At 66.8% G+C, this 18,253-nt stretch carries 20 protein-coding genes and 1 pseudogene; 10 read left to right on the top strand and 11 right to left on the bottom strand.

Translation table 11 applies throughout. The features are described from left to right. Nucleotides 1-107: 107 nt before the first annotated feature. Both JWN03_RS20880 and JWN03_RS20875 read right to left on the bottom strand, forming a co-directional pair. Nucleotides 108-1,154 carry an LLM class flavin-dependent oxidoreductase gene (locus tag JWN03_RS20880; RefSeq protein ID WP_297617484.1) on the bottom strand — a complete coding sequence of 349 codons (1,047 nt, stop codon included), beginning with the start codon at nucleotides 1,152-1,154 and terminating at the stop codon, nucleotides 108-110. Beyond that, on the bottom strand, nucleotides 1,154-1,666 hold the full coding sequence (locus JWN03_RS20875; RefSeq protein WP_297617481.1) for an SRPBCC family protein: 513 nt from the start codon (nucleotides 1,664-1,666) through the stop codon (nucleotides 1,154-1,156). Before JWN03_RS20875 ends, JWN03_RS20880 begins: the two co-directional genes overlap by 1 nt. Before the next feature lie 116 nt (nucleotides 1,667-1,782). Here JWN03_RS20875 and JWN03_RS20870 point away from each other — a divergent pair, with 116 nt between their 5' ends. Continuing rightward, the gene (locus JWN03_RS20870; RefSeq protein WP_297617478.1) at nucleotides 1,783-2,322 is read left to right on the top strand and encodes a winged helix-turn-helix transcriptional regulator; all 540 of its coding nucleotides are present in this window, start codon (nucleotides 1,783-1,785) and stop codon (nucleotides 2,320-2,322) included. 21 nt (nucleotides 2,323-2,343) lie between these two features. Here the strand turns inward: JWN03_RS20870 and JWN03_RS20865 are convergent, their stop codons facing one another. Then, on the bottom strand, nucleotides 2,344-2,727 hold the full coding sequence (locus JWN03_RS20865) for a PPOX class F420-dependent oxidoreductase (RefSeq protein ID WP_297617476.1): 384 nt from the start codon (nucleotides 2,725-2,727) through the stop codon (nucleotides 2,344-2,346). Between the two features lie 114 nt (nucleotides 2,728-2,841). Here JWN03_RS20865 and JWN03_RS20860 point away from each other — a divergent pair, with 114 nt between their 5' ends. Then, complete coding sequence (locus JWN03_RS20860; RefSeq protein ID WP_297617474.1) at nucleotides 2,842-3,552, top strand: glyoxalase; 711 nt, start codon at nucleotides 2,842-2,844, stop codon at nucleotides 3,550-3,552. Nucleotides 3,553-3,569: 17 nt separating this feature from the next. Here JWN03_RS20860 and JWN03_RS20855 read toward each other — a convergent pair whose 3' ends face one another. The 3 genes from JWN03_RS20855 to map all read right to left on the bottom strand — a co-directional run bounded on the left by JWN03_RS20855 (nucleotide 3,570) and on the right by map (nucleotide 6,034). Then, nucleotides 3,570-4,265, bottom strand: a complete 696-nt coding sequence (locus JWN03_RS20855) for a TetR/AcrR family transcriptional regulator (protein WP_297617472.1) — start codon at nucleotides 4,263-4,265, stop codon at nucleotides 3,570-3,572. Nucleotides 4,266-4,372: 107 nt separating this feature from the next. Next, nucleotides 4,373-5,065, bottom strand: coding sequence for a hypothetical protein (locus JWN03_RS20850; protein WP_297617470.1), 693 nt, complete (start codon nucleotides 5,063-5,065; stop codon nucleotides 4,373-4,375). Between the two features lie 201 nt (nucleotides 5,066-5,266). Continuing rightward, on the bottom strand, nucleotides 5,267-6,034 hold the full coding sequence (gene map, locus JWN03_RS20845; RefSeq protein WP_297617466.1) for a type I methionyl aminopeptidase: 768 nt from the start codon (nucleotides 6,032-6,034) through the stop codon (nucleotides 5,267-5,269). A gap of 77 nt (nucleotides 6,035-6,111) precedes the next feature. Here map and JWN03_RS20840 point away from each other — a divergent pair, with 77 nt between their 5' ends. After that, nucleotides 6,112-6,387 carry a helix-turn-helix transcriptional regulator gene (locus tag JWN03_RS20840; RefSeq protein ID WP_297617464.1) on the top strand — a complete coding sequence of 92 codons (276 nt, stop codon included), beginning with the start codon at nucleotides 6,112-6,114 and terminating at the stop codon, nucleotides 6,385-6,387. Between the two features lie 760 nt (nucleotides 6,388-7,147). Here JWN03_RS20840 and JWN03_RS20835 read toward each other — a convergent pair. After that, on the bottom strand, nucleotides 7,148-7,948 hold the full coding sequence (locus JWN03_RS20835) for an SDR family oxidoreductase (protein ID WP_297617462.1): 801 nt from the start codon (nucleotides 7,946-7,948) through the stop codon (nucleotides 7,148-7,150). Nucleotides 7,949-7,986: 38 nt separating this feature from the next. Between JWN03_RS20835 and JWN03_RS20830 the strand changes: the two are divergent. Next, a pseudogene (locus JWN03_RS20830) lies at nucleotides 7,987-8,145 on the top strand (IS701 family transposase); the annotation flags it as partial. Here the strand turns inward: JWN03_RS20830 and JWN03_RS20825 are convergent. From JWN03_RS20825 to JWN03_RS20815, 3 genes are all read right to left on the bottom strand, one after another. Further along, a complete protein-coding gene (locus JWN03_RS20825; protein ID WP_297617611.1) occupies nucleotides 8,142-9,023 on the bottom strand; it encodes a S1C family serine protease in 882 nt (293 codons plus the stop codon). The pseudogene JWN03_RS20830 and the gene JWN03_RS20825 sit on opposite strands and share 4 nt — an antisense overlap. Before the next feature lie 377 nt (nucleotides 9,024-9,400). Continuing rightward, nucleotides 9,401-10,975: an AMP-binding protein gene (locus tag JWN03_RS20820; protein WP_297617460.1), complete on the bottom strand. Its 1,575-nt coding sequence runs from the start codon at nucleotides 10,973-10,975 to the stop codon at nucleotides 9,401-9,403. Nucleotides 10,976-10,989: 14 nt separating this feature from the next. Then, entirely contained in the window at nucleotides 10,990-11,910 is a 921-nt protein-coding gene (locus JWN03_RS20815) for an NAD(P)H-dependent flavin oxidoreductase (protein ID WP_297617458.1), read from the bottom strand. 150 nt (nucleotides 11,911-12,060) lie between these two features. Between JWN03_RS20815 and JWN03_RS20810 the strand changes: the two genes are divergently transcribed. The 4 genes from JWN03_RS20810 to JWN03_RS20795 all read left to right on the top strand — a co-directional run bounded on the left by JWN03_RS20810 (nucleotide 12,061) and on the right by JWN03_RS20795 (nucleotide 14,834). Further along, a complete protein-coding gene (locus JWN03_RS20810) occupies nucleotides 12,061-12,669 on the top strand; it encodes a TetR/AcrR family transcriptional regulator (protein ID WP_297617456.1) in 609 nt (202 codons plus the stop codon). A gap of 16 nt (nucleotides 12,670-12,685) precedes the next feature. Then, nucleotides 12,686-13,513: an alpha/beta fold hydrolase gene (locus JWN03_RS20805; RefSeq protein ID WP_297617453.1), complete on the top strand. Its 828-nt coding sequence runs from the start codon at nucleotides 12,686-12,688 to the stop codon at nucleotides 13,511-13,513. A 274-nt stretch (nucleotides 13,514-13,787) separates the two neighbouring features. Then, entirely contained in the window at nucleotides 13,788-14,441 is a 654-nt protein-coding gene (locus tag JWN03_RS20800; RefSeq protein ID WP_297617450.1) for a hypothetical protein, read from the top strand. 3 nt (nucleotides 14,442-14,444) lie between these two features. Further along, nucleotides 14,445-14,834: a hypothetical protein gene (locus JWN03_RS20795; RefSeq protein WP_297617447.1), complete on the top strand. Its 390-nt coding sequence runs from the start codon at nucleotides 14,445-14,447 to the stop codon at nucleotides 14,832-14,834. A gap of 63 nt (nucleotides 14,835-14,897) precedes the next feature. On the opposite strand, the gene JWN03_RS20790 is transcribed toward JWN03_RS20795, so the two are convergent. After that, nucleotides 14,898-15,701, bottom strand: a complete 804-nt coding sequence (locus JWN03_RS20790) for an alpha/beta fold hydrolase (RefSeq protein ID WP_297617444.1) — start codon at nucleotides 15,699-15,701, stop codon at nucleotides 14,898-14,900. 298 nt (nucleotides 15,702-15,999) lie between these two features. Here JWN03_RS20790 and JWN03_RS20785 point away from each other — a divergent pair, with 298 nt between their 5' ends. Then, nucleotides 16,000-17,037 (top strand): LLM class flavin-dependent oxidoreductase, encoded by a 1,038-nt coding sequence (locus tag JWN03_RS20785; RefSeq protein ID WP_297617441.1) that lies wholly within the window; start codon nucleotides 16,000-16,002, stop codon nucleotides 17,035-17,037. After that, nucleotides 17,034-18,242 (top strand): GNAT family N-acetyltransferase, encoded by a 1,209-nt coding sequence (locus JWN03_RS20780; RefSeq protein ID WP_297617438.1) that lies wholly within the window; start codon nucleotides 17,034-17,036, stop codon nucleotides 18,240-18,242. Before JWN03_RS20785 ends, JWN03_RS20780 begins: the two co-directional genes overlap by 4 nt. Nucleotides 18,243-18,253: the final 11 nt, after the last annotated feature.

Below are 18,253 nucleotides of genomic sequence, written 5' to 3'. Positions count from 1 at the left end.
AGCACGGCTGTGCACGGGGCAGCACTCGGCCGTGCGTATGGCGGACCGCCGGACCGGGCGACCGGCCCGGCGGTTCGACCGTGACGCTTGCACGACATTCCGGACGGCTAGGCGCGATCACCGAGTTCGCGCACCAGCTCGATACCGCGGCCGAGGTTGTCCAGTCGGGCGTGCAGGGTGTGACCGGCCGGGTAGAGGCGGACGGTGTCCACGCCGGTGTCCCGCCAGACCCGCAGGCGCTCGCGCACCCGCTCCTCGGTGCCGATGAGGGTGGTGGCCAGGACCATATCGTCGGTGATCAGGGTTGCCGCACCGTCGCGGTCGCCGCTCTGCCAGCGTTCGCGGACCCGCTCTGCGACTTCGGCCCAGCCCTGCCGACTGTAGGCATTGTTGTAGTAGTTCGTGGATCCGGAACCCATACCGCCGAGTGAGAAGGCGAGCTCCTTCTTGCGGCTGCCGAGGATTTCGGCGAGCTGCGCTTCGTCGGCGACGATATTGATCTCCGCGCCCTGACAGATATCGAGGTCGGCGCGGGTGCGACCGGAACGGGCCAGCCCGGCATCGAGATGCGTGAAGTACGCGTCCGCACCTTCGGGAACGAAGCTGGTGCCGAGCCAGCCGTCGGCGAGTTCGCCGGTGAGCTCCAGCATCTTCGGCGACAGCGTGGCCAGGTAGATCGGCACGGAGACGGGCGGCATGCTCAACCGCATCGGACGACTGTCACCCGGCAGCGGGATGGTGAACTGCTTGCCCTGGTAGGTGATCTTGTTGCCGGTGAACACATTTCGAATGATCTCGACGGTTTCGCGCATACGCGTCAGCGGGCGCGCGAAGGGAATGCCGTGCAGCCCTTCGATGACCTGTGGTCCCGAAGCCCCGAGGCCGAGCAGGAACCGTCCCTCCGAGAGCTGCGCCAGGGTCATGGCGGTCTGTGCGATGGTGACGGGGGAGCGGGTGCCGAGCTGAATAATGCCGGAGCCCAGCAGAATTCGCTGCGTGCGAGCCGCCAGGAAGCCCAGCGGTGTCGGTGCGTCGGTGCCCCACGCCTCGGCCACCCAGCAGATATCGAGTCCGAGCTTTTCGGCCTCGACCACAAAATCGGTGATATCGCGCCAGCTGCCCGCCGAGCCTTCGATCGTTGTCGCGGTGCGCATTACGCCTCACGTTCCAGCAGGGTCTTGATGGCGGCGAGGTTGGCTTCGATACCACTCTCGAATTCGCGCAGGCGCACGAAGACGATCTTCTGCTCCTTGTCGGGCATGGCATCGATGGCGTAGCTGAGGCCGGATCGGGCCGGGCCCATCTGCATCCACTGCTCGAGCACGGTTCCCAAGCCCTCCGGCCGGAGCGTGAATCGCCATATGCTGGAAGGGTATTCGGGCGATCCGACGGCCCAGGCGAAGCTGTGTTCCGGCTCGTACGTGACGACCGTGCTGATCGTCTCCCAGCTGCCGAGCGCATCGTGCACGTTCTGCCCGGCGAACCTGGCGCCGACCGCCGGTCCGCTCGCACCGTCGAGCCACTCGACGCTCCGCAGTTCCGCGCTCAGCCGGGGCATGAGCTGTATATCGCTGACGCACTCCCACACCTGGCGCGGCGCGGCTTCGATGTACGTCTCCGCCGACACTGTCGGGGTATCCGCGTACACCTGTCCGGTCCATTCCACAGCGAGCTCCTTCCATCCGTTGACGTCCATAGTTGCGTAGCTAGACTCAGGGGTGCAAGAGCTGTCCATGATTCTTATCTGCTGAGTCTCGAAGAGAGACTCGCTAGGATTGCGATATGAAGCGCACGTCGTTCGCGAACTGGCCCTGCTCGGTGGCTCGCACCATGGACCTACTCGGCGACTGGTGGACGCCCCTGGTGCTGCGTGAGGCGTTCTACGGCATCCGCCGGTTCGACGAGTTTCAGCAGGAATTGGGGATTGCCCGCAATACGCTCTCGGAGCGGCTGCGCCGACTCGTCGAGGCGGGACTGCTGGAGAAGCAGGTCTACGAGACCATGCCGGTCCGCCACGAGTATGTGCTCACCGAGTCCGGCCGCGATTTCTACGGCGTCCTGCTGGCAATGACCGCGTGGGGAGATCGCTGGCTCTCGGGGGAAGCGGGTCCGCCCGTTGTCACCCGGCACGAGGGCTGTGGTCATGACGCCGAGGCCGAGGTCGTCTGCTCACATTGCGGAGAACGCCTCGAATGGCCGGATGTCACCCCGCGTCCCGGACCCGGATATCCGCCGAAACTCTTGGCACGCCCCGATGTTCGGCGCAGGTTCGGGCTCGACGACACAGCGGAGCCGGCCGATTCGAATCGTTCGGCCGGCTGAGTACGAGTCGAAAGGCGCCCGTCAGGCGTCGGCGGTGATCTCGATGCCGACGGTGCCGTCCTTGCCCCGCCGCAGCGTGCTGGCACCGACAACGAGCTGGCCCTGCAACCCGTAGCGCCGCTTGATCAGCCCGCGCACCCGCTCGCTGCCCGCCCCGTCCAGCACGGTGGCCTTGGCCTGCACGACCTCACCCGAGGCCTTGCCGCGCACATCGCACGGTTGCACCGTGACCTGCGGATTGCGCCGGGCGCGCTTGACCTTCCAGCTGTCGGCGACCGTCCAGACATAGAGGCGGCCACCGTCGAGCGCCGCCCAGATCGGCGTACCGACCGGGGTGCCGTCCTTTTTGAAGGTGGTCAGCAGGACGTACTTGGCGGTCCCCGCGGGGCCGAACGGATTATCCACGCCTGCAGCCTATCCCGTGCCGGGGACGGCGGCAGACCCCGCAGACGGGTTATAGGCGCGTGTCGCCGCGGGCTCATAGGCTGGTTCGAGACCACCGCATGGAGGGATTTTCGAATGGCAGCAACGTCGGTTCCGATGCTCTGGGGCGGGAACCTACCGGAGACGCTCGACTTCTATCGCACGCTCGGATACACCGTCACCTACGAGCAGACCCGCCCGTATACCTATGGGGCAGTGCACCGCAGCGGGTTCGATCTGCACTTCGGGCCCACTCCGAAGGATCTGGATGCGCAGCAGGCGAATATCGGATGCCTGGTGCTCGTCGATGAGGTGGAGCCCTGGCACACCGAATTCACCGCAGCGCTGCGGACGCGCTACGGGAAGATCCCGGCACGCGGAATTCCGCGCATCACGCGGTTCCGGCCGGGGCAGACTCGGTTCACCGTGGTGGATCCGGTCGGCAATACCGTCATCTATATCCAGCGCGATGAACCCGATCCGGACTACGGCGGGTCGAAGGAGCTCCAGGGGCTGGCGCGAGTGCTGGACAATGCCCGGGTCCTGCGCGACTCCAAGAATGACGATGCCGCCGCCGTGCGCGTCATCGACACCGGTCTGCGCAGGCACGGTGCGACCGCTGCCGCCGTGGATCGCGCTCGCGCGCTGGCAATGCTCGCCGAAATCGCCGCGGCAGCTGATGATTCGGTGCGGGTGGCGCAACTGATCGCGGAGATCGAGTTGCTCGACCTGTCGGCCGACGACCGCGCGGTGGTCGTCGCCGAGTTGGATATTGTCGCCGAACTGCAGCGCTGGTTGGCGCGGTAGAGCTGAGTGCCGCCTGCTCAGCCGGAGTGGGCGGCGACCATGCGCCGGGCGACAGCGGCGTAGTCGGTGCCGATCTGTTCGGGGGTGCGGCGGTAACTGGGCCGATACCAGCGGGCCGTATCGATGCAGAGCGAGATCAGTGCCAGGGCAGTCGGGCCGGGTTCGGCGATGTCGAATTCGCCCGCCGCCGCGCCCTCGGTGACCAGATCGCGGACCACGGAATAGATGGCGTACTGGACAGTGACGACCTCGGCGTGATGCTCGGGGGTGAGGTCGGTCAGATGGTGCAGGACCACTCGTACCGAGGCGCTGTGCTCGGCGTGCCAGACCGTGAGGTCGTGAATGGTCGTGGCCAGCCGGTCGGCGACCGTGCCCGGCCCGGCGGCGGCGGTCGCGGCGACCTGTTCGGTCAGCCGCATGGACGATAGGGAAATACGGTGTAGTACTTCCTCTTTCGATCGGAAGTGGACATACAGTCCGGCGGGGCTGAGGCCGGCGCGGGCGGCGATATCGCGGGTGGTGGTGGCGTGGAAGCCGCGTTCGGAGAAGGCCTCGATGGCGGCGAGGAAGACCCGGCGCTGACCTTCCGGATAGCGGCGCTCGGAAGGTTCGAAGTTCGCCAGCGCGGTTGCCAGTGTCGTATTGCCGCCGGGCGGGTGGCCGTCGCCGGTGACCGGAACTGCGTCGGCCGGCGGTGTGTGGTCTATACCCATCGAAACATTATCGCGCGGAGCGGGTTTCGGGTGTACGGCGGCCGGTCGCGGAGCACGCCCGGGCCCGTGGTCGCCGGGCGTGATCCATGCGTTCACCGGCCGATGCCTCAGTTCGCCGGGCGCGGTGCGGGCAGGGGTGCGTTGATGGTCGTGAAGTATTGCGCCGCGGCGGCCAGCATGACCGGAGCGGTAACCAGCAGGGTGCCCGCGATGGTTCCCAATGCGGCCACTGCGGCGGCGCCCGCGATGCAGCCGACCGCGGCGGCGGGCAGGAAGGAGAACAGGCCGCCGATAATGCCGGTGGCGAGGGTGGCCCCGGCCCCGGCGGCCGCGCCGCCGAGCACGCAGCCGACCGCGCCGCCGCCGACTCCGCCGATCGCGGTGCCGACCGCGGCCCCGGCGAGGATGGTGCTGGTCAGGCGCTGCCAGGCGAGGGCTTCGCGCTGGCCGGCATCGTCGAGCACAAACGCCACCGGCTTGTAGGCGGCGTGCGCGATATCGAACTGCGGGGTGAGGGTGGCGGTGCGGCCGGAGATATCGGCCGCGACGGGGAAGACGAAATCATCGACGCGGAAAGACAATTCGGTGCCCGCGACCATGGTGCCGTCGGCCGCCTTGATCTTCAGCGCCCCGTCCTCGACGGCCAGCGAGCCGGTGTCGGTGGAGATCAGCGCCGCATTGTCGAGGGTCTTCGCGGTGTAGTTCACGGGTGCGATGGGGGCGGGCGCGGCGTTGGCCGTTCCACAGCCGATGACGGCGGTGCCGATCAGCAGCGCGGAGGTGGCGGCAATCTTCCTCATCTTTGTCCTTACAGCGGTGTGTCGTCAGTCACTGGAATCTACTAAGCGGGCGCTTAGTGACCGGAACGTTAGCTGGGTCACATGTCCTGGTCAAGCGCGTATTCAAACGCCGAGGTGAGAGGGCTATTTGAGACAGAAGTGCCGCCGTGTATCGAACACGGCGGCACTATTGCAGGGCGCTCGGGGGGCGCTGAGCGGGATTCAGGCAGTGTGGGTGAGGATCTCCGGACCGTCGGCGGTAATGGCGATTGTGTGCTCGGAGTGTGCGGTGCGGGAGCCGTCGGCGGAGCGAATGGTCCAGCCGTCCGGATCGGTGATCACCCGGTCGGTGGTGCGTGCGAACCACGGTTCGATGGCAATGGTCAGGCCGGGGCGCAATTGGTAGCCGCGGCCCGGGCGCCCGGCATTGGAGATGTGCGGGTCCTCGTGCATGGTGCGGCCCAGGCCGTGGCCGCCGAATTCGGTATTCACCGGGTAGCCGTGGTCGCGGGCCACCGCGGCGATGGCGGCGGAGATATCGCCGATCCGATTGCCGGGCTGTGCCACGGAAATGGCGGCGTCGAGCGCGATTTCGGTGGCGCGCACCAGCCGTGTGTCGGCGGGGTCGGCGGTGCCGACGATGACGGTGGTGGCCGAGTCGGCGACCCAGCCGTCGACGTCGACGGCCAGGTCCATGGTCAGCACATCGCCGTCGCGCAGGGCGTAATCGAACGGAAGGCCGTGCAGCACAGCGTCGTTCACCGACAGGCAAACGGTATTGCGGAAGGGTCCGCGGCCGAAGGACGGTGAGTAGTCCCAGTAGCAGGAGGTGGCGCCGCGCTCGCGAATGCGTTCGCGCACATGGGCTTCCAGCTCCAGCAGGTTCACGCCGATCGCGGCCTTCGCGCGCAGTTCGGCGAGCACCGCCGCGACAAATTCTCCTGTCACCCGCATGCGGGCGATCTCCGCCGCGGACTTGAGTTCCACCATGACAACCTCCGTATCGGTATTTTAATACCGACCATAGCGGGTTGCGGTATTTTTATACCAACCGTAGGGTGGTGGACATGGTGCGACTTCCCTTGACTCCGGCTCAGGTCCAAGCGGGCCGCCGGCTGGGCGCCGCGCTTCGCGCCGCCCGCGCCGAGCGTGATCTGGCCGAGGTGGCGGTTGCGGCCGGTATTTCACCGGAGACGCTGCGCAAGATCGAATCCGGGCGGCTGCCCACCCCGGCGTTCGGTACGGTCGTCGCACTCGGTCGCGCCCTCGGTATCTCGCTCGAGGACCTGGCTGAGAACTGGCAGCCCGTACTGTCCGACACCGCCAGGCGCACCGCGTCCTGACCCGGGTAGGACCGCGCGGTCGGCTAATACTGCAACGGCACTCAGGTGAGTGGGTGGCCGCGCCGCCGGTAATGCGATTGCCGGGCCTGATACTGCCGGCCACCTGCATCGGGTCCGCTGGATCGATCAGTGAACTGCGGGTCCTCGCCGAGTCCGCCCCGAGCGCACTCCGATCCTTCACCGGCGGCACCGAGAATCGCCGTATCAGCACCGGATCGCAACCTTACGGGTTCGGCAGCGGACGGATAGGTCAACGGTTCTGGACCAGCGAAGAAAGCGCAACTTCGGTGAGAAGGACGGCCGAAAACGCGGGGAGAATCGGCCACGAAGCCCGAAGTCGGATGGGGCCGGCGGCGCAAGATCGATCGAGAACCTGCAAGGGCCGGGGATTCGTCGCTGTCCGATCGTGGTGTGCTCACCACGGAGGAAACGCGCTGGCAGACCGCAGTACACCGAGCGGCGGTGATCGGCCCCCCAGCCGAGCTGGATCGGGTTAGGGGCCGGTCGCCCAGGAGGCCGCCGCGCGGTTGGCGGTGACGCAGCGATCAATGGCAGGCGCCGGGGTCACCGCTCAGACGAACACTTCCGGTTTCCGTGCCACCGTTACCACCTCCACCGGCAGCATCACCGCTGAAAGGTGAACGGCCAAAACGACACTCGGTTATCCCACCGATCTATCTGTACGAGGCGCCAGCTCGTGAAACTGACCGCGCGGACTCTCGGGGTCACTCAGTCTCCCTGTTGGTCCCAGCCCCTGTCGTCATCGGAATGTGTCGGCGTGGGATCGGACCCATGCTTCGAAGGATTCTGGGGTGGTGCCGGTGACGTCTCGCACGGTGTCGGTGACCACGACCTCCAGCGGTAATGGGTTGTCGCGGATATTTGATATTTCGTGGAGGTGGGGTTCGATATCGGCCATCGTTTTCACGTACCGCAGTGTTTTGCCGATGACTCGTCCTATTGTGGCAAGCCGGGCGCGGGCGGTGATCGCGTACGGGCCGGTCAGGTGCAGGTATTGCTGCGAGTAGCTGGCCGCGGTCATCGCTTCGGCTGCAACAGCGGCTATGTCTGTCGGGCTCACGACCGGTAGGGCGGTGTCTGGCTGCCGGCCGGTGACCTGGCTGCCACTGCGGATTTGAGGCGCCCATTCTTTCGCGTTCGAGGCGAAGTGGGTGGGGCGCAGGATGGTCCATTCCGCAGCGGTGTCGGTGACGGCCTGTTCGCAGTGCCGGTGGTCGCGACCGATCGATGAATCCGGCCGACTTTGTACCGCAATCGTTGATAGCAGCACGATGCGGTTCACGCCCTGCCGCGCGGCGATCTCGAGCAGTTCACGTTCGTTTCCCGACGCCAACAGAAACGCCGCCTGGACGCCGGCGAACGCTGGTGCCATGGTCTGAGCTGAGAGCAGGTCGGCGTGGACGCTGTCGACGCCCACGCCGAGGGCAACCTCAGCGGGTGGTCGCCGTGAGACTCCGCGCACGGGCAAGCCACGGTCGGCAAGGAGTCTTGCGAGTTCGGAGCCGACGTTGCCGGTGGCTCCGGTGACGAGGAAGGTCATGGTCGTCACCTCGGATCGAACGGTGCGTCCGTGCTGCGGATCTGGCGTGGGTCGCCGGATCACGCTGGCATGTCGAGGAACGGTTCCAGCAGGGCAAGAACGAGGCCGGGCTCGATCACTACCAGGTGCGTTCCTGGCGGGCCTGGTACGCGCACATCACGCTGTCGATGCTCGCGCTGGCGTGGTTGCAGTACTAATCGACGGTGAGTTCCATGGGTACGGCGATCACATCGACCATCGCGCCATTGCGCAGTACCGTCACCGGCATCGCGCGGCCGATGGCGTCGCCGAAGAGTTGGCGCTGAATGCCCTGTGCGTCACGGACTTCGCGGCGCGCCACGCTCAGCACCAGGTCGCCGCGGCGTAATCCGGCGCGGTCGGCGGGGCCACCGCGCACTACCTCGACAATGCGCAGTCCGCCGCTCTGCCCGGTGCGTTCGGCGACCGCCGCGGGCAGGGGAGCGGGTACCCCGACAACGCCGAGATAGGCCCGCTTCACCCGTCCCTCGTGCAGCAGGGTGGTAATGATCCGGCGTGTGGTGACATTGATCGGAATCGCCAGGCCCAGTCCGATTCCCGCGACGGCGGTATTCACACCGACAACTCGACCGGCTGAATCTGCCAGCGCGCCACCGGAATTGCCTGGATTCAAGGCGGCGTCGGTTTGAATCACGTCCTCGATCACGCGTGCCGCGCGGCCGTTCCCGACCGGTACCGAGCGTCCGAGTGCACTCACCACCCCCGCGGTCACTGATCCGGCCAGGCCCAGCGGACTACCCACTGCGACGACCAGCTGCCCCACCACCAAGCCGTCGGCGTCTCCCATCGGAACCGCCCGCGGCGCACCGCCCCGCGCCCGCAGCACTGCCAGATCCGAGAGCGGATCCACGCCCACCACATCGAATCTCGACTCGACCCCGTCCGCGAAGACGACGACCCCGTTCTTGGCCGTCCCCACCACGTGCGCATTGGTCAGCAGCGCCCCGTCATCGGTGAACACCACCGCGGACCCGCCTCCGCGCCGTGTCTGCACGCTGGCGACATGTGGCGTCACCGACGCGGCCACCGCGATCACAGTTCTCGAGTAGGCATCGAGCGCAGCGGCGTCCGTCGCGGCCCCGCCGACTCGCGCGCCGTTGCCGTTGCCGGATCCGGTACTCGTTGTACTGATTTCGCCTGGGCCGGAGCCGGTCTCGGCGGTAGTACCCGTAGGCCCGCTGTTCGTCCCGATGCTGGGTTCGGCGGGGAGTTGGCCGTTGCTCGTGGGCACGGCATCAGGATCGGGCTCACGCCCGGTGTCATCCGGTCTCGCCGCGGGCGAGAGGGCTGGTTCATCACTCACGGCGACCACCCGCTTACATGATTACGTTGCTTTCTCCCAGCATGCCTGTGCGCGGGCGGCACGGCATCCTGTTCGCTGGTGGCGCAATGTCGTTGTGACGCAGTGGGGTCTCAATTGACCTGCCGGGCGTGTCCGGCCCAGTAGGGCGCACGCAGGGCTTTCTTGTCCACTTTGCCCGAAGCGTTGAGCGGGAGGGTGTCCACGAAGTCGAGGGTCTTGGGCGCCCAGACGCTGCCTTTGTGCGCCTTGACCAGCGCGATCAGTTGCTCCGCCGTGACGGTGTGGCCGGGCTTCGGGACGACGACCGCATGCACCGCCTCACCCCATTTCGGATGCGGGATGCCGATGACCGCGCACTGGGCGACCGCCGCGTGCTGGGTGAGGACATCTTCGACCTGACGCGGGAAGACATTGAAACCGCCGGTGACAACAAGGTCCTTCTTGCGGTCCACCAGGAACAGATAGCCGTCGGCGTCGAGGTAGCCGATATCGCCGGAGTGCACCCAGCCGTCACGGAGTGCCTCGGTGTCCTTGCCCGAGTCCAGATAGCCGGACATGCGGCCGAGTTGGCGCGCACAGATCTCCCCGGTCTCGCCGACGGGCAGGTGCCGGTCCTGTTCGTCCTGAATGGAGACATCGACGTGGAACAGGGGACGACCGGCGGAGCCGAGCCGCGCGAGGGCGGCGGGATCGTCGAGCATATGGTCCTGTTTGCGCAGACAGCTGATGAAACCCGGTTCGGTGCCCGCGTACGTCTGGATGAAGACCGGGCCGAGCGCCTCGATCGCCGTGCGCAGCTTCTCCGGCGCCATGGGTGAACCGGCGTAGATCACCGTGCCCAGCGAAGACAGATCTGCCGCAGCGAGTTTCGGATGGGTGAGCATCAGATAGATCACCGTGGGCACGACGGCGGTGGCCGTCGCGCGATGCCGGACGATGGTATCGAGCAGCGTGTCCACGTCCAGGCCCGGCATGATCACATTGGCGCCGCCGCGCAGGAAGGTCGGCAGCAGGAAGATCTGGGTGAAGTGGGTCAGCGGCGCACCGTGCGCGAAGACCTCGCCGGGGCGGGTATCACCGATTTCGAGGCCCGCGGTGAGCAGATAGTGGCTCAGCCGATCGTGTGTGAACAGCACGCCCTTGGGGGTTCCGGTGGATCCGGAGGTGAACATGATCTGGGCGGGATCACCCGGGCCGATATCCACGGGCGGTGTGGAATCGTCTTGGGTGCCGAAGATTTCGTAGTAATCGGCCGCCGAGTCGCCGGGCTGCTCGCCCAGGCGAATCAGCCGCCGCAGCGTGGGCACCTGATCCGCGAGCGCCGCGACGGTCGCGTCGAACGACGCGTGATAAATCAGAGTGGTGGCACCGGATTCGGTCAGAAAGTAGCGGTGGTCCTCGGCGGAAGCCTTCGCGGCCATCTGCACGGGTACGGCGCCCGACTTCCAGATCCCGTACTGGGTGGGCACGAATTCCAGGATGTTCGGCATGAGCAGGCCCACGCGTTCGCCGGGGGTAATGCCCAGGGCGAGAAGGCCATTGGCAATGCGATTGGTCACCGATCGCAGTTCGGTGTAGGTCAGCGACCGGTCACCGGCAATCAGCGCGGTGCGGTCGGAGTAGTAGGTGCAGGCTCGATCGAGGACCCGGGTGACCGGGCCCCATAGTGAGTTCTGGTCCGTCATGGCAGTTGTTCCGTTCACTTGCAAGAGGTTTCGAGAAGTGCGGTGCGGGCCTCGTGGTATTCGCGCCGCACGCGGTCGATGACCTCGGCGACCGGGGTCACGCCGTGCACGCCGGAGACCGAATGCCCGGCACTCCACACGGTGTTCCCGCCCAGGAGCCGTTCGGTCTGGAAGTCGCCTGCCGAAACCTGCTGGGCGGCATGGGCGTCCAGCCACTCGGTGAGCAGGTTGGCGGGCAGTCCGCCGACGTGCGCGGTCTCGCGGACATCATCGAGGGTCGCGGCGACGACCGCGGCCTGATAGTCCTCGCGCGCCAGGCTTTCCGGCGTGGCGATGAATCCGGTGCCCATATAGGCCAGGTCCGCGCCCAGTGCCTGGGCGGCCAGCAGTGCGTGGCCGTCGCTGATGCCACCGGCCAAGACAATGGGGCCACTGAAGGTTTCGCGTACCGCGCGCGCGAAGGCGAAGGGGTTGGCCGATCCGGTCTGGCCGCCTGCGCCCGCAGTGAGCAGGATGAGGCCGTCCACGCCGGCGGCCAAAGCGCGTTCGGCATGGCGCAGGGTCGCGACATCGGCGAAGACGCGGCAGCCCGCCCGGTGCAGCGGTTCGATGACGGGTGCGGGGGAGCCGACGCTGGTGATGACCAGTTCGACGCGATGCGCGATGAGTCGATCCAGGTCGGCGGTCAGGCGCGCGTTGGTGCGATGCACCACCAGATTGGGTGCGATCGGCGCTGCCCCGGGCGGCAGATCCGCGGCGATGCGGGTCAGCCATTCGTCGAGTAGCTCGGGGGTGGCCGCATTGTGTGTCGGGAAGGAGCCGATCACACCATTGCGGCACGCCGTGGCCACCAGTTCCGGGCCGGACACGCCGGTCATCGGGGCGGCGATCAGCGGGAGCGCCAGCCGGTCGGCCCAGTCTGCGGGTAGTGCCACGAATCCTCCGAAATGTGCATCTTGTTGACATGAAAGTGCGTTAAGTGCACTCTGAATCAAGTAGAGTGCAACTATCCAGGTTGCGGCGGGCCGATGTCAACCGCGAGGCGAAGGGCTGAGCGATCGTGGCGACAGGGAAGGATGTGGATCGTGAAAAGCGAGACGCCCTCCCTGCGCGCGGCCGCCCGGACCCTGGCCCGTCAGCGCATTGTCGACGCCGCCATCGAGCTGGCCGGTACCACCGGCTGGAACGCGGTCCGCATGGTCGATATAGCGACACAGGCGGGCGTGAGCAGGCGCACGGTGTTCAACGAGTTCGGCTCCAAAGCCGCTGTGCTCGAGGCTATGTCGTGGCAGAACACCTCGCGCTACCTCGCCGGTGCGGCGGCGGTGTTCGAGGAGAATCTCGACGATCCGGTCGCGGCGGTGACGGCGATCGCCGAATTCGTGCTGCGGACGATTGCGGAGGATCCGCTGGCGGCGGTGGTTCTGCACGCCGCACCGGAGGCCCCGGACGAGATGCTGTCCATGGTCACCACCGGATCGGGCCCGTTCGTGGCCGCTGCGGCCCAGCTCGCGCTCCAGCGCATGGAAGAGCACTGGAGCGGCCGGTTCCGTCCCGGTATCGATCTGGAATTCTTCGCCGACAGCCTGGTCCGCTTGCTGTTCAGCCATCTGGTCCAGTCCACCGGCACCCCGGAGCGCACCGCGCGCTCGCTCGGGCAGCTCATGCGCTTGGTGCTGCTCGATCCGCCCTAGAAAGGAGTCGTCAACGATGACGAACCTCGACAATCGCCTCCCGCCCAGCTCGGCCACCTCGCTGCGGGCCGGAAACGGCGAACCGCTGCTGCTGCTACACGGCGGCACCAGCTCCTGGCATTGCTGGGAAGCGGTCGCGCCCTTGCTGTTCGACGACCACGATGTCTTCGCCCCGACCATGGCCGGGCATGCAGGTATGCCCGATCTGCCGCGGCCGTACACCATCAGCGCCGCCGTCGACTGGCTCGAAAAGACCATGGACGAGGCTGGATTCGAGACCGCGCACATTGCCGGGAACTCGCTCGGCGGCTGGCTGGGTATGGAGCTGGTACGCCGCGGGCGGGCGCGCAGCCTGATCGCGCTCTCGCCCGCCGGGGCCTGGTCCACCACCGAGACGCGGGTGCCGCGGATCTTCCGCGTCATGCACAACCAGTTGCGATTCGGGGAACCACTGCTGCCGCTGGTGATGCGGTCGCCGATGCTGCGGCGCACCCTGCTGCGCACCGTCTGCGAGCACGGTGACCGGATCACCGCCGAGCAGGCCGTGCTCGCGGGGCGAAATGCGCTGCAATGCACGGCACTGGACGATTTTCCGGCGGTGATCGCCACCGAGTACGAGCCCTACGGGATGCTCGATACGCCGGTGCTCATCGCCTGGAGCGAGAAGGATCGCATCATCCCGGCCGAGCGCTATGCCGCGGGCTGGCGTCGCTACGCACCCTCGGCAACGTGGCGCACCCTGCCCGATGTCGGCCACGTGCCGATGTACGACGACCCGGAACTGGTGGCGCGCACCATCCTCGAATGGACCGCACAGGCGGCCGCGACCCGCACGGCGAGCTGACGCCGCAGCCCGTATGCGACCCCGCCCGACGACCGGTGTGGGGAGCTGACACCAGAATCCGCATGCCGAGCCGGCACGATAGGCCTGTGGCGAGCAGACACTCCGACCCGCATGGCGATCTGAGGGTGGATTGCGCACGATGAGCTGACACGGGTGCCGCCACGTGATTGCGGCTGGATTGCTGGGCGAGGTTCGGTTGTCGATCATGAAAGGATCATGCGGCCGTCTTCTGGTAGCCGGCCGTATGTGGCTGAGAGCCTTTAGCATTCGAGGTATGCGCGGGGTTGGTTGGTTTCGAGTCGCACTGTGTCTGGCCGTGCTCGGGACGAGTGGATGTATCGGCGCGGTGGATCGTGCGGATTTCGAGCAGCAGATCCGTACGCGCGGTGGGGGACTGGTGAGTGCGCTGCCGCAGGGGGCGGTGATCGCGCTGGCACAGCGTGTGGGCGCTGCCGAGCTGCAGGCCGATGTGATGGTGCTGAGCGCGCCGAATTCGACGCAGTTCCGCCTCGTGCTGAACGACCAACCGGCCCAGGTGAGCAGGTTCCTGGCCGACCACGATGACATGAGCGCCACCGCGCCCACCGTGCGCTTGCGGATTCGGCATCCGGACGGATCGCGGCAGGTCGACGACTATTCGTACATGCTCGGCGCGCTCAGTTCCGCGCAGCCGGTACGGGTTTCGGCATACGACGATCTTGAGGGCGAATGTTTCACCGTCGGCGAGGTGACGGGCCTGGCGCGGCTCGAGGAGGTCGTCGATACGGCGCTGGCGCGCAGCGAACTGCCAGACGGTCAGGTGACCGTGATCGTGGTGAGCCGATTCGGCAGCGATATCCGGATGGTCGCCAATGTGGTGTCGCCGCGCTCGGAGGTGGTCGCCGAGTTCGACCGCACGGGTGCTTTTCTTCGAATGCAGCAGGTGTGAGCCGTGAGCCGAGTGTTTGTGACTGTCCTGTCGACCGCAGTCGGTGCGGGCATCTTCAGCTGTGTGGTTCCGGTGGCGATCTGGCCCGGGGAAGCGAAACTGACTGCGCCTCTGTTCTGTTCGGCCCCCTTCACCGAGCCGATCGTGGTGTCCGACACTACGCACGACTCGGAGGGAACATCGACCAACTACACGCTGTACTGCGTGGGCGAGCGCGGCGCGCTCACCGATGAGGGCTTCGCGTTGCCGATGCTGGTACTGCTCGCGGCGCACATACTGATCGCGTCCGCGGTGGTGCTGACGGTGAGTCTGTGGGCGCGCCGCCGTCCCGCACCGCTCGAGGATGCACCCGTCACCAGTACCGATGGGCCCGTCGACGCCGTCGAATACTGATCCGCCGGTGCACCTGAAACCGAGCCTGCCGGATGTCCGGCAGGCGTGCGGTTGTTCAGGAGACTAAGCCTCGAGGAACTTCTTCAGGGTGGGTGTGAAGAACTTCGCCTTCACCTGATGGGTCTGGCCGGGCAGCTCGACGTAGACCGCACCGGGAATGGCCTGGGCGAGTGCGACATTGCCGTGCCGCATCCACTGCGGGCTCTTGGAACCGGCGAAAACCGTTGTGGGGGCGGTGATGTAGTCGTACCGTCCGGTGGGAATGGGGCGGCCGTCGAGGGCGTCCTCCATGAAGTGGCGGTCGTAGGTGAGGGTGAAGGCGGTCTTCCTCATCTTGGACCAGCCGGGCAGCAGCGGGAACAGGGCGACCAGCACGCTCGACAGGCCGATGCCCGCGTGCAGGAAGTACTTGATCGCCGCGCTGGGCTTATCGGCGGCGATGAGTTCAGCGATGTGGTCCTGATACCCGTGCGGTACGGGCTTGCGGGAATCGTCTGTGATGAGCGGGTATTCGTATAGCGCGAGCTTGTCGACGGCGAGGCCGTTCTCGACAGCGGCCAGCACCAGCCCGACGCCTGAGGAGAACGTGCAGAGGCTGACCGGTTCGCCCGCCTCGGCGGCCACGGCGGCTAGGTCTTCGATCTCGTGCTGCCGATCGTAGGGCAGCGTGTTGCCGCTCTCCCCGCGCCCGCGCCGATCGTAGGTGTAAACGGTATAGCGATCCGAGAGTTCCTGCGCGACAGCGGCGCACGGGCCCATATCGCGGTAGCAGAACGCACCGTCGACGAGTACGACAGCGGGGCCGCTGCCCACCTTGTCGTAGGCGATGACGGTGCCGTCTTTGGAGATCACGGTCGAGGTGCTCATGGCGGGAATCCTTCGTGTGCGAACACTGAAGAGGGGCTTTACCAATGCAGACGGGGCCGATACCCAGGAATCATCGCGCGGCAGGCCACTTTTCGCGGAGCTTCCGGGGGGAAACCACGTCCGGGCGCGCCGCCGCGGCACTGCGAAGGTACGTCAGTGCGCGGGGTGCCCCTGCCGGTGGTACCGGTGGGCGGCGGATATCCGCCCAGTGGTACCGCGCCGCCGGCGAGGTAGTGACTGGGGTATCCGAGCGTTTGCCAAGTGCGACTTCACATTCAATATTTGCGGAGTGAATTCGATGTCGCCCGTGGTGACCGCGCTCCGATTGAATATGACCAATATCGACGATCCCGCCGCGGGGCACCAGCAGCGGTATCAGGCGGCGCTGGAGATGGCCGAGTACGCCGATCGGCACGGGTTCGCCGCCGTCAGCTGCGAGGAACACCATCTCTCCGGTACCGGGTGGCTGCCCTCGCCGCTGCTGCTGGCCTCGGCGATAGCGGCCCGCACCCGCACTGCGGGGGTGAGTATCAGCGCCCTGCTGGTACCGCTGTACGACCCGGTGCGGCTGGCCGAGGACATAGCGGTGCTGGACAACCTTTCCGGTGGTCGGCTGGCCATTGTCGCCGGAATGGGTTACCGGCCGGCGGAATACGCCGCGATGGGCCGCGACTGGGCCCGGCGCGGGCAGCTCATGGATACCGCGCTCGAGGTCATGCTGGCGGCCTGGGGTGATGCGCCGTTCGAGTACAACGGCGCGCTGATCGATGTCACGCCCAAACCGTTCACGAAACCGCACCCGCTGCTGTTCGTCGGCGGCATGACCGAGGCGGCGGCCCGCCGTGCCGCCCGGTTCGGGCTGCCCTACTCGCCGCCGATGTCCATGCCCTCGCTCGAGGCGCTGTACCTGCGGGAGCTGGAAATTCACGGCCACCAGGGCTTTGTGCATCGGCCCGAGCCTGGCAGCAGAATCACACTGCTGCACGAGGATCCGGATGCGGCATGGGCGGAATTCGGGCCGTACATCCTCAATGAGGCCCGCGAATACGCTTCCTGGCGGCGGGCCGGACTGCCGCGCCCCAATGAAGCCTCGGTGAGTTCCGTCGAGCGGGTGCGGGCACACGGATACGCCGAAATCCTGACTCCCGGCCAGCTGCTCGCCCAAATCACCGGTGGCCGTACCGAAATCATTGTGAACCCGTTGATCGGCGGCCTGCCGGTGGCGGCGGGCTGGGCCGGTCTGCGATTGCTCGGTGACGAGGTGCTGCCCCGCATCGGCGCTGCGCAGGACTCGGCGCACACCGATTCCCGCACTACGAAAGGCGTGCACGCATGATTTCCGAGCTCATGTCCTACCGGGAGGGCCTCGCCGTTGACGGCCTGATCATCCGCCGGGCCCGCGAGGACGATTGGGATGCCCTGCGTGACTGCTACTCCCGCGCTTTCGGCGGTGTGCGTACCAAGGACTTCGAGAGCTGGAAACAGCAGTTCCTGCTCACCGATATCATTGTGGCCGAGGATGTTTCGGATCCGGACGCGCCGTTCATCGTCGGCACCGGCTCGGTGATCCGGATGAGCACCACGGTGCCCGGCGGCGCACAACTGCAGGTCGCGGCGTGTGCGCAGGGCATGGTCGCCACCACTCATCAGAAGCGCGGGCTGTACTCCAAGATCCAGGCCGAGATGATGTACATCGCGCTGGAGACCGGTGCGGACGTCTTCGCCGCCATGCCGGGACCGGGCGGCAATTACGGCGCGGTCGGGGTGGCCAGTCATACCCGGCATCTGCGCATCGACCGCCGGCGCGCGAAACTGCGTGCGGGCGGCGATGATTCGGCCCTGGTGCGGGAGCTGCGCCCCAGTGCGGCCCGCCCGCGCCTGCGGGAGATCTACGATCGCTGGCAGCAGTCCATTCCGGCGGCCCTGAGTCGTGGTGAATTCTTCTGGCCCGCAACCTTCGACGACCAGTCGTGCGTGATCGTCCATCCGGACGGCTATGTGGTGTTCGATCTTGTCGGGGATACCGTGCTGGTGCGTGATTTCTGCGTGCTCACTGTCGCCGCGCACCGCGAACTGCTGCGCTGCCTGCTGGGACACGGCGAATACAACGAGGTCCGGATGGACACCGCGGTGGACGATCCGACACCGCTACTGCTGGAGGATCCGCGGGTCGCCGCGGTGACCGGGGTCGACACCGGCGTATGGATGTGGATCCTGAAGGCCGCCAAGGCCTTCCGGCTGCGCACCTATCGCGCGGACTTCCACGGCGTGATACGGGTCGACGATCCGTACGGCATGAGCCCGGGCCTGTTCCTCCTCGACATCACCGATGGTCAGGGCAGCTGGGAACCTGCGCCCGGCGACGCCCAGGCGGACCTGCGCCTCGGCCCGGTCGAGCTCGCCAGCAGCTACTTCGGTGCGCATACGCCACTGGAACTGCACCGCGCCGGACGGATCGAGGAGCTCACCGCCGGTGCGGTCGCGGCCCTGGATCAGGCATTGGTCCCGACTCGGCGGCCTTTCAATATCACCCCCTTCTGACGAGGACATTC

Origin of the sequence: Nocardia sp. (assembly GCF_025465275.1) — a bacterium.
GTDB lineage: Bacteria > Actinomycetota > Actinomycetes > Mycobacteriales > Mycobacteriaceae > Nocardia.
This window is presented reverse-complemented; position numbering and strand designations above follow the sequence as displayed.

Excerpts from the sequence above, each read along its gene's own strand:
- JWN03_RS20880 (WP_297617484.1), bottom strand. The coding sequence starts at position 1,154 with ATGCGCACCGCGACAACGATCGAAGGCTCGGCGGGCAGCTGGCGCGAT.
- JWN03_RS20870 (WP_297617478.1), top strand. The coding sequence starts at position 1,783 with ATGAAGCGCACGTCGTTCGCGAACTGGCCCTGCTCGGTGGCTCGCACC.
- JWN03_RS20860 (WP_297617474.1), top strand. The coding sequence starts at position 2,842 with ATGGCAGCAACGTCGGTTCCGATGCTCTGGGGCGGGAACCTACCGGAG.
- JWN03_RS20855 (WP_297617472.1), bottom strand. The coding sequence starts at position 4,265 with ATGGGTATAGACCACACACCGCCGGCCGACGCAGTTCCGGTCACCGGC.
- JWN03_RS20850 (WP_297617470.1), bottom strand. The coding sequence starts at position 5,065 with ATGAGGAAGATTGCCGCCACCTCCGCGCTGCTGATCGGCACCGCCGTC.
- map (WP_297617466.1), bottom strand. The coding sequence starts at position 6,034 with ATGGTGGAACTCAAGTCCGCGGCGGAGATCGCCCGCATGCGGGTGACA.
- JWN03_RS20840 (WP_297617464.1), top strand. The coding sequence starts at position 6,112 with ATGGTGCGACTTCCCTTGACTCCGGCTCAGGTCCAAGCGGGCCGCCGG.
- JWN03_RS20835 (WP_297617462.1), bottom strand. The coding sequence starts at position 7,948 with ATGACCTTCCTCGTCACCGGAGCCACCGGCAACGTCGGCTCCGAACTC.
- JWN03_RS20820 (WP_297617460.1), bottom strand. The coding sequence starts at position 10,975 with ATGACGGACCAGAACTCACTATGGGGCCCGGTCACCCGGGTCCTCGAT.
- JWN03_RS20805 (WP_297617453.1), top strand. The coding sequence starts at position 12,686 with ATGACGAACCTCGACAATCGCCTCCCGCCCAGCTCGGCCACCTCGCTG.
- JWN03_RS20800 (WP_297617450.1), top strand. The coding sequence starts at position 13,788 with ATGCGCGGGGTTGGTTGGTTTCGAGTCGCACTGTGTCTGGCCGTGCTC.
- JWN03_RS20790 (WP_297617444.1), bottom strand. The coding sequence starts at position 15,701 with ATGAGCACCTCGACCGTGATCTCCAAAGACGGCACCGTCATCGCCTAC.
- JWN03_RS20785 (WP_297617441.1), top strand. The coding sequence starts at position 16,000 with ATGTCGCCCGTGGTGACCGCGCTCCGATTGAATATGACCAATATCGAC.
- JWN03_RS20780 (WP_297617438.1), top strand. The coding sequence starts at position 17,034 with ATGATTTCCGAGCTCATGTCCTACCGGGAGGGCCTCGCCGTTGACGGC.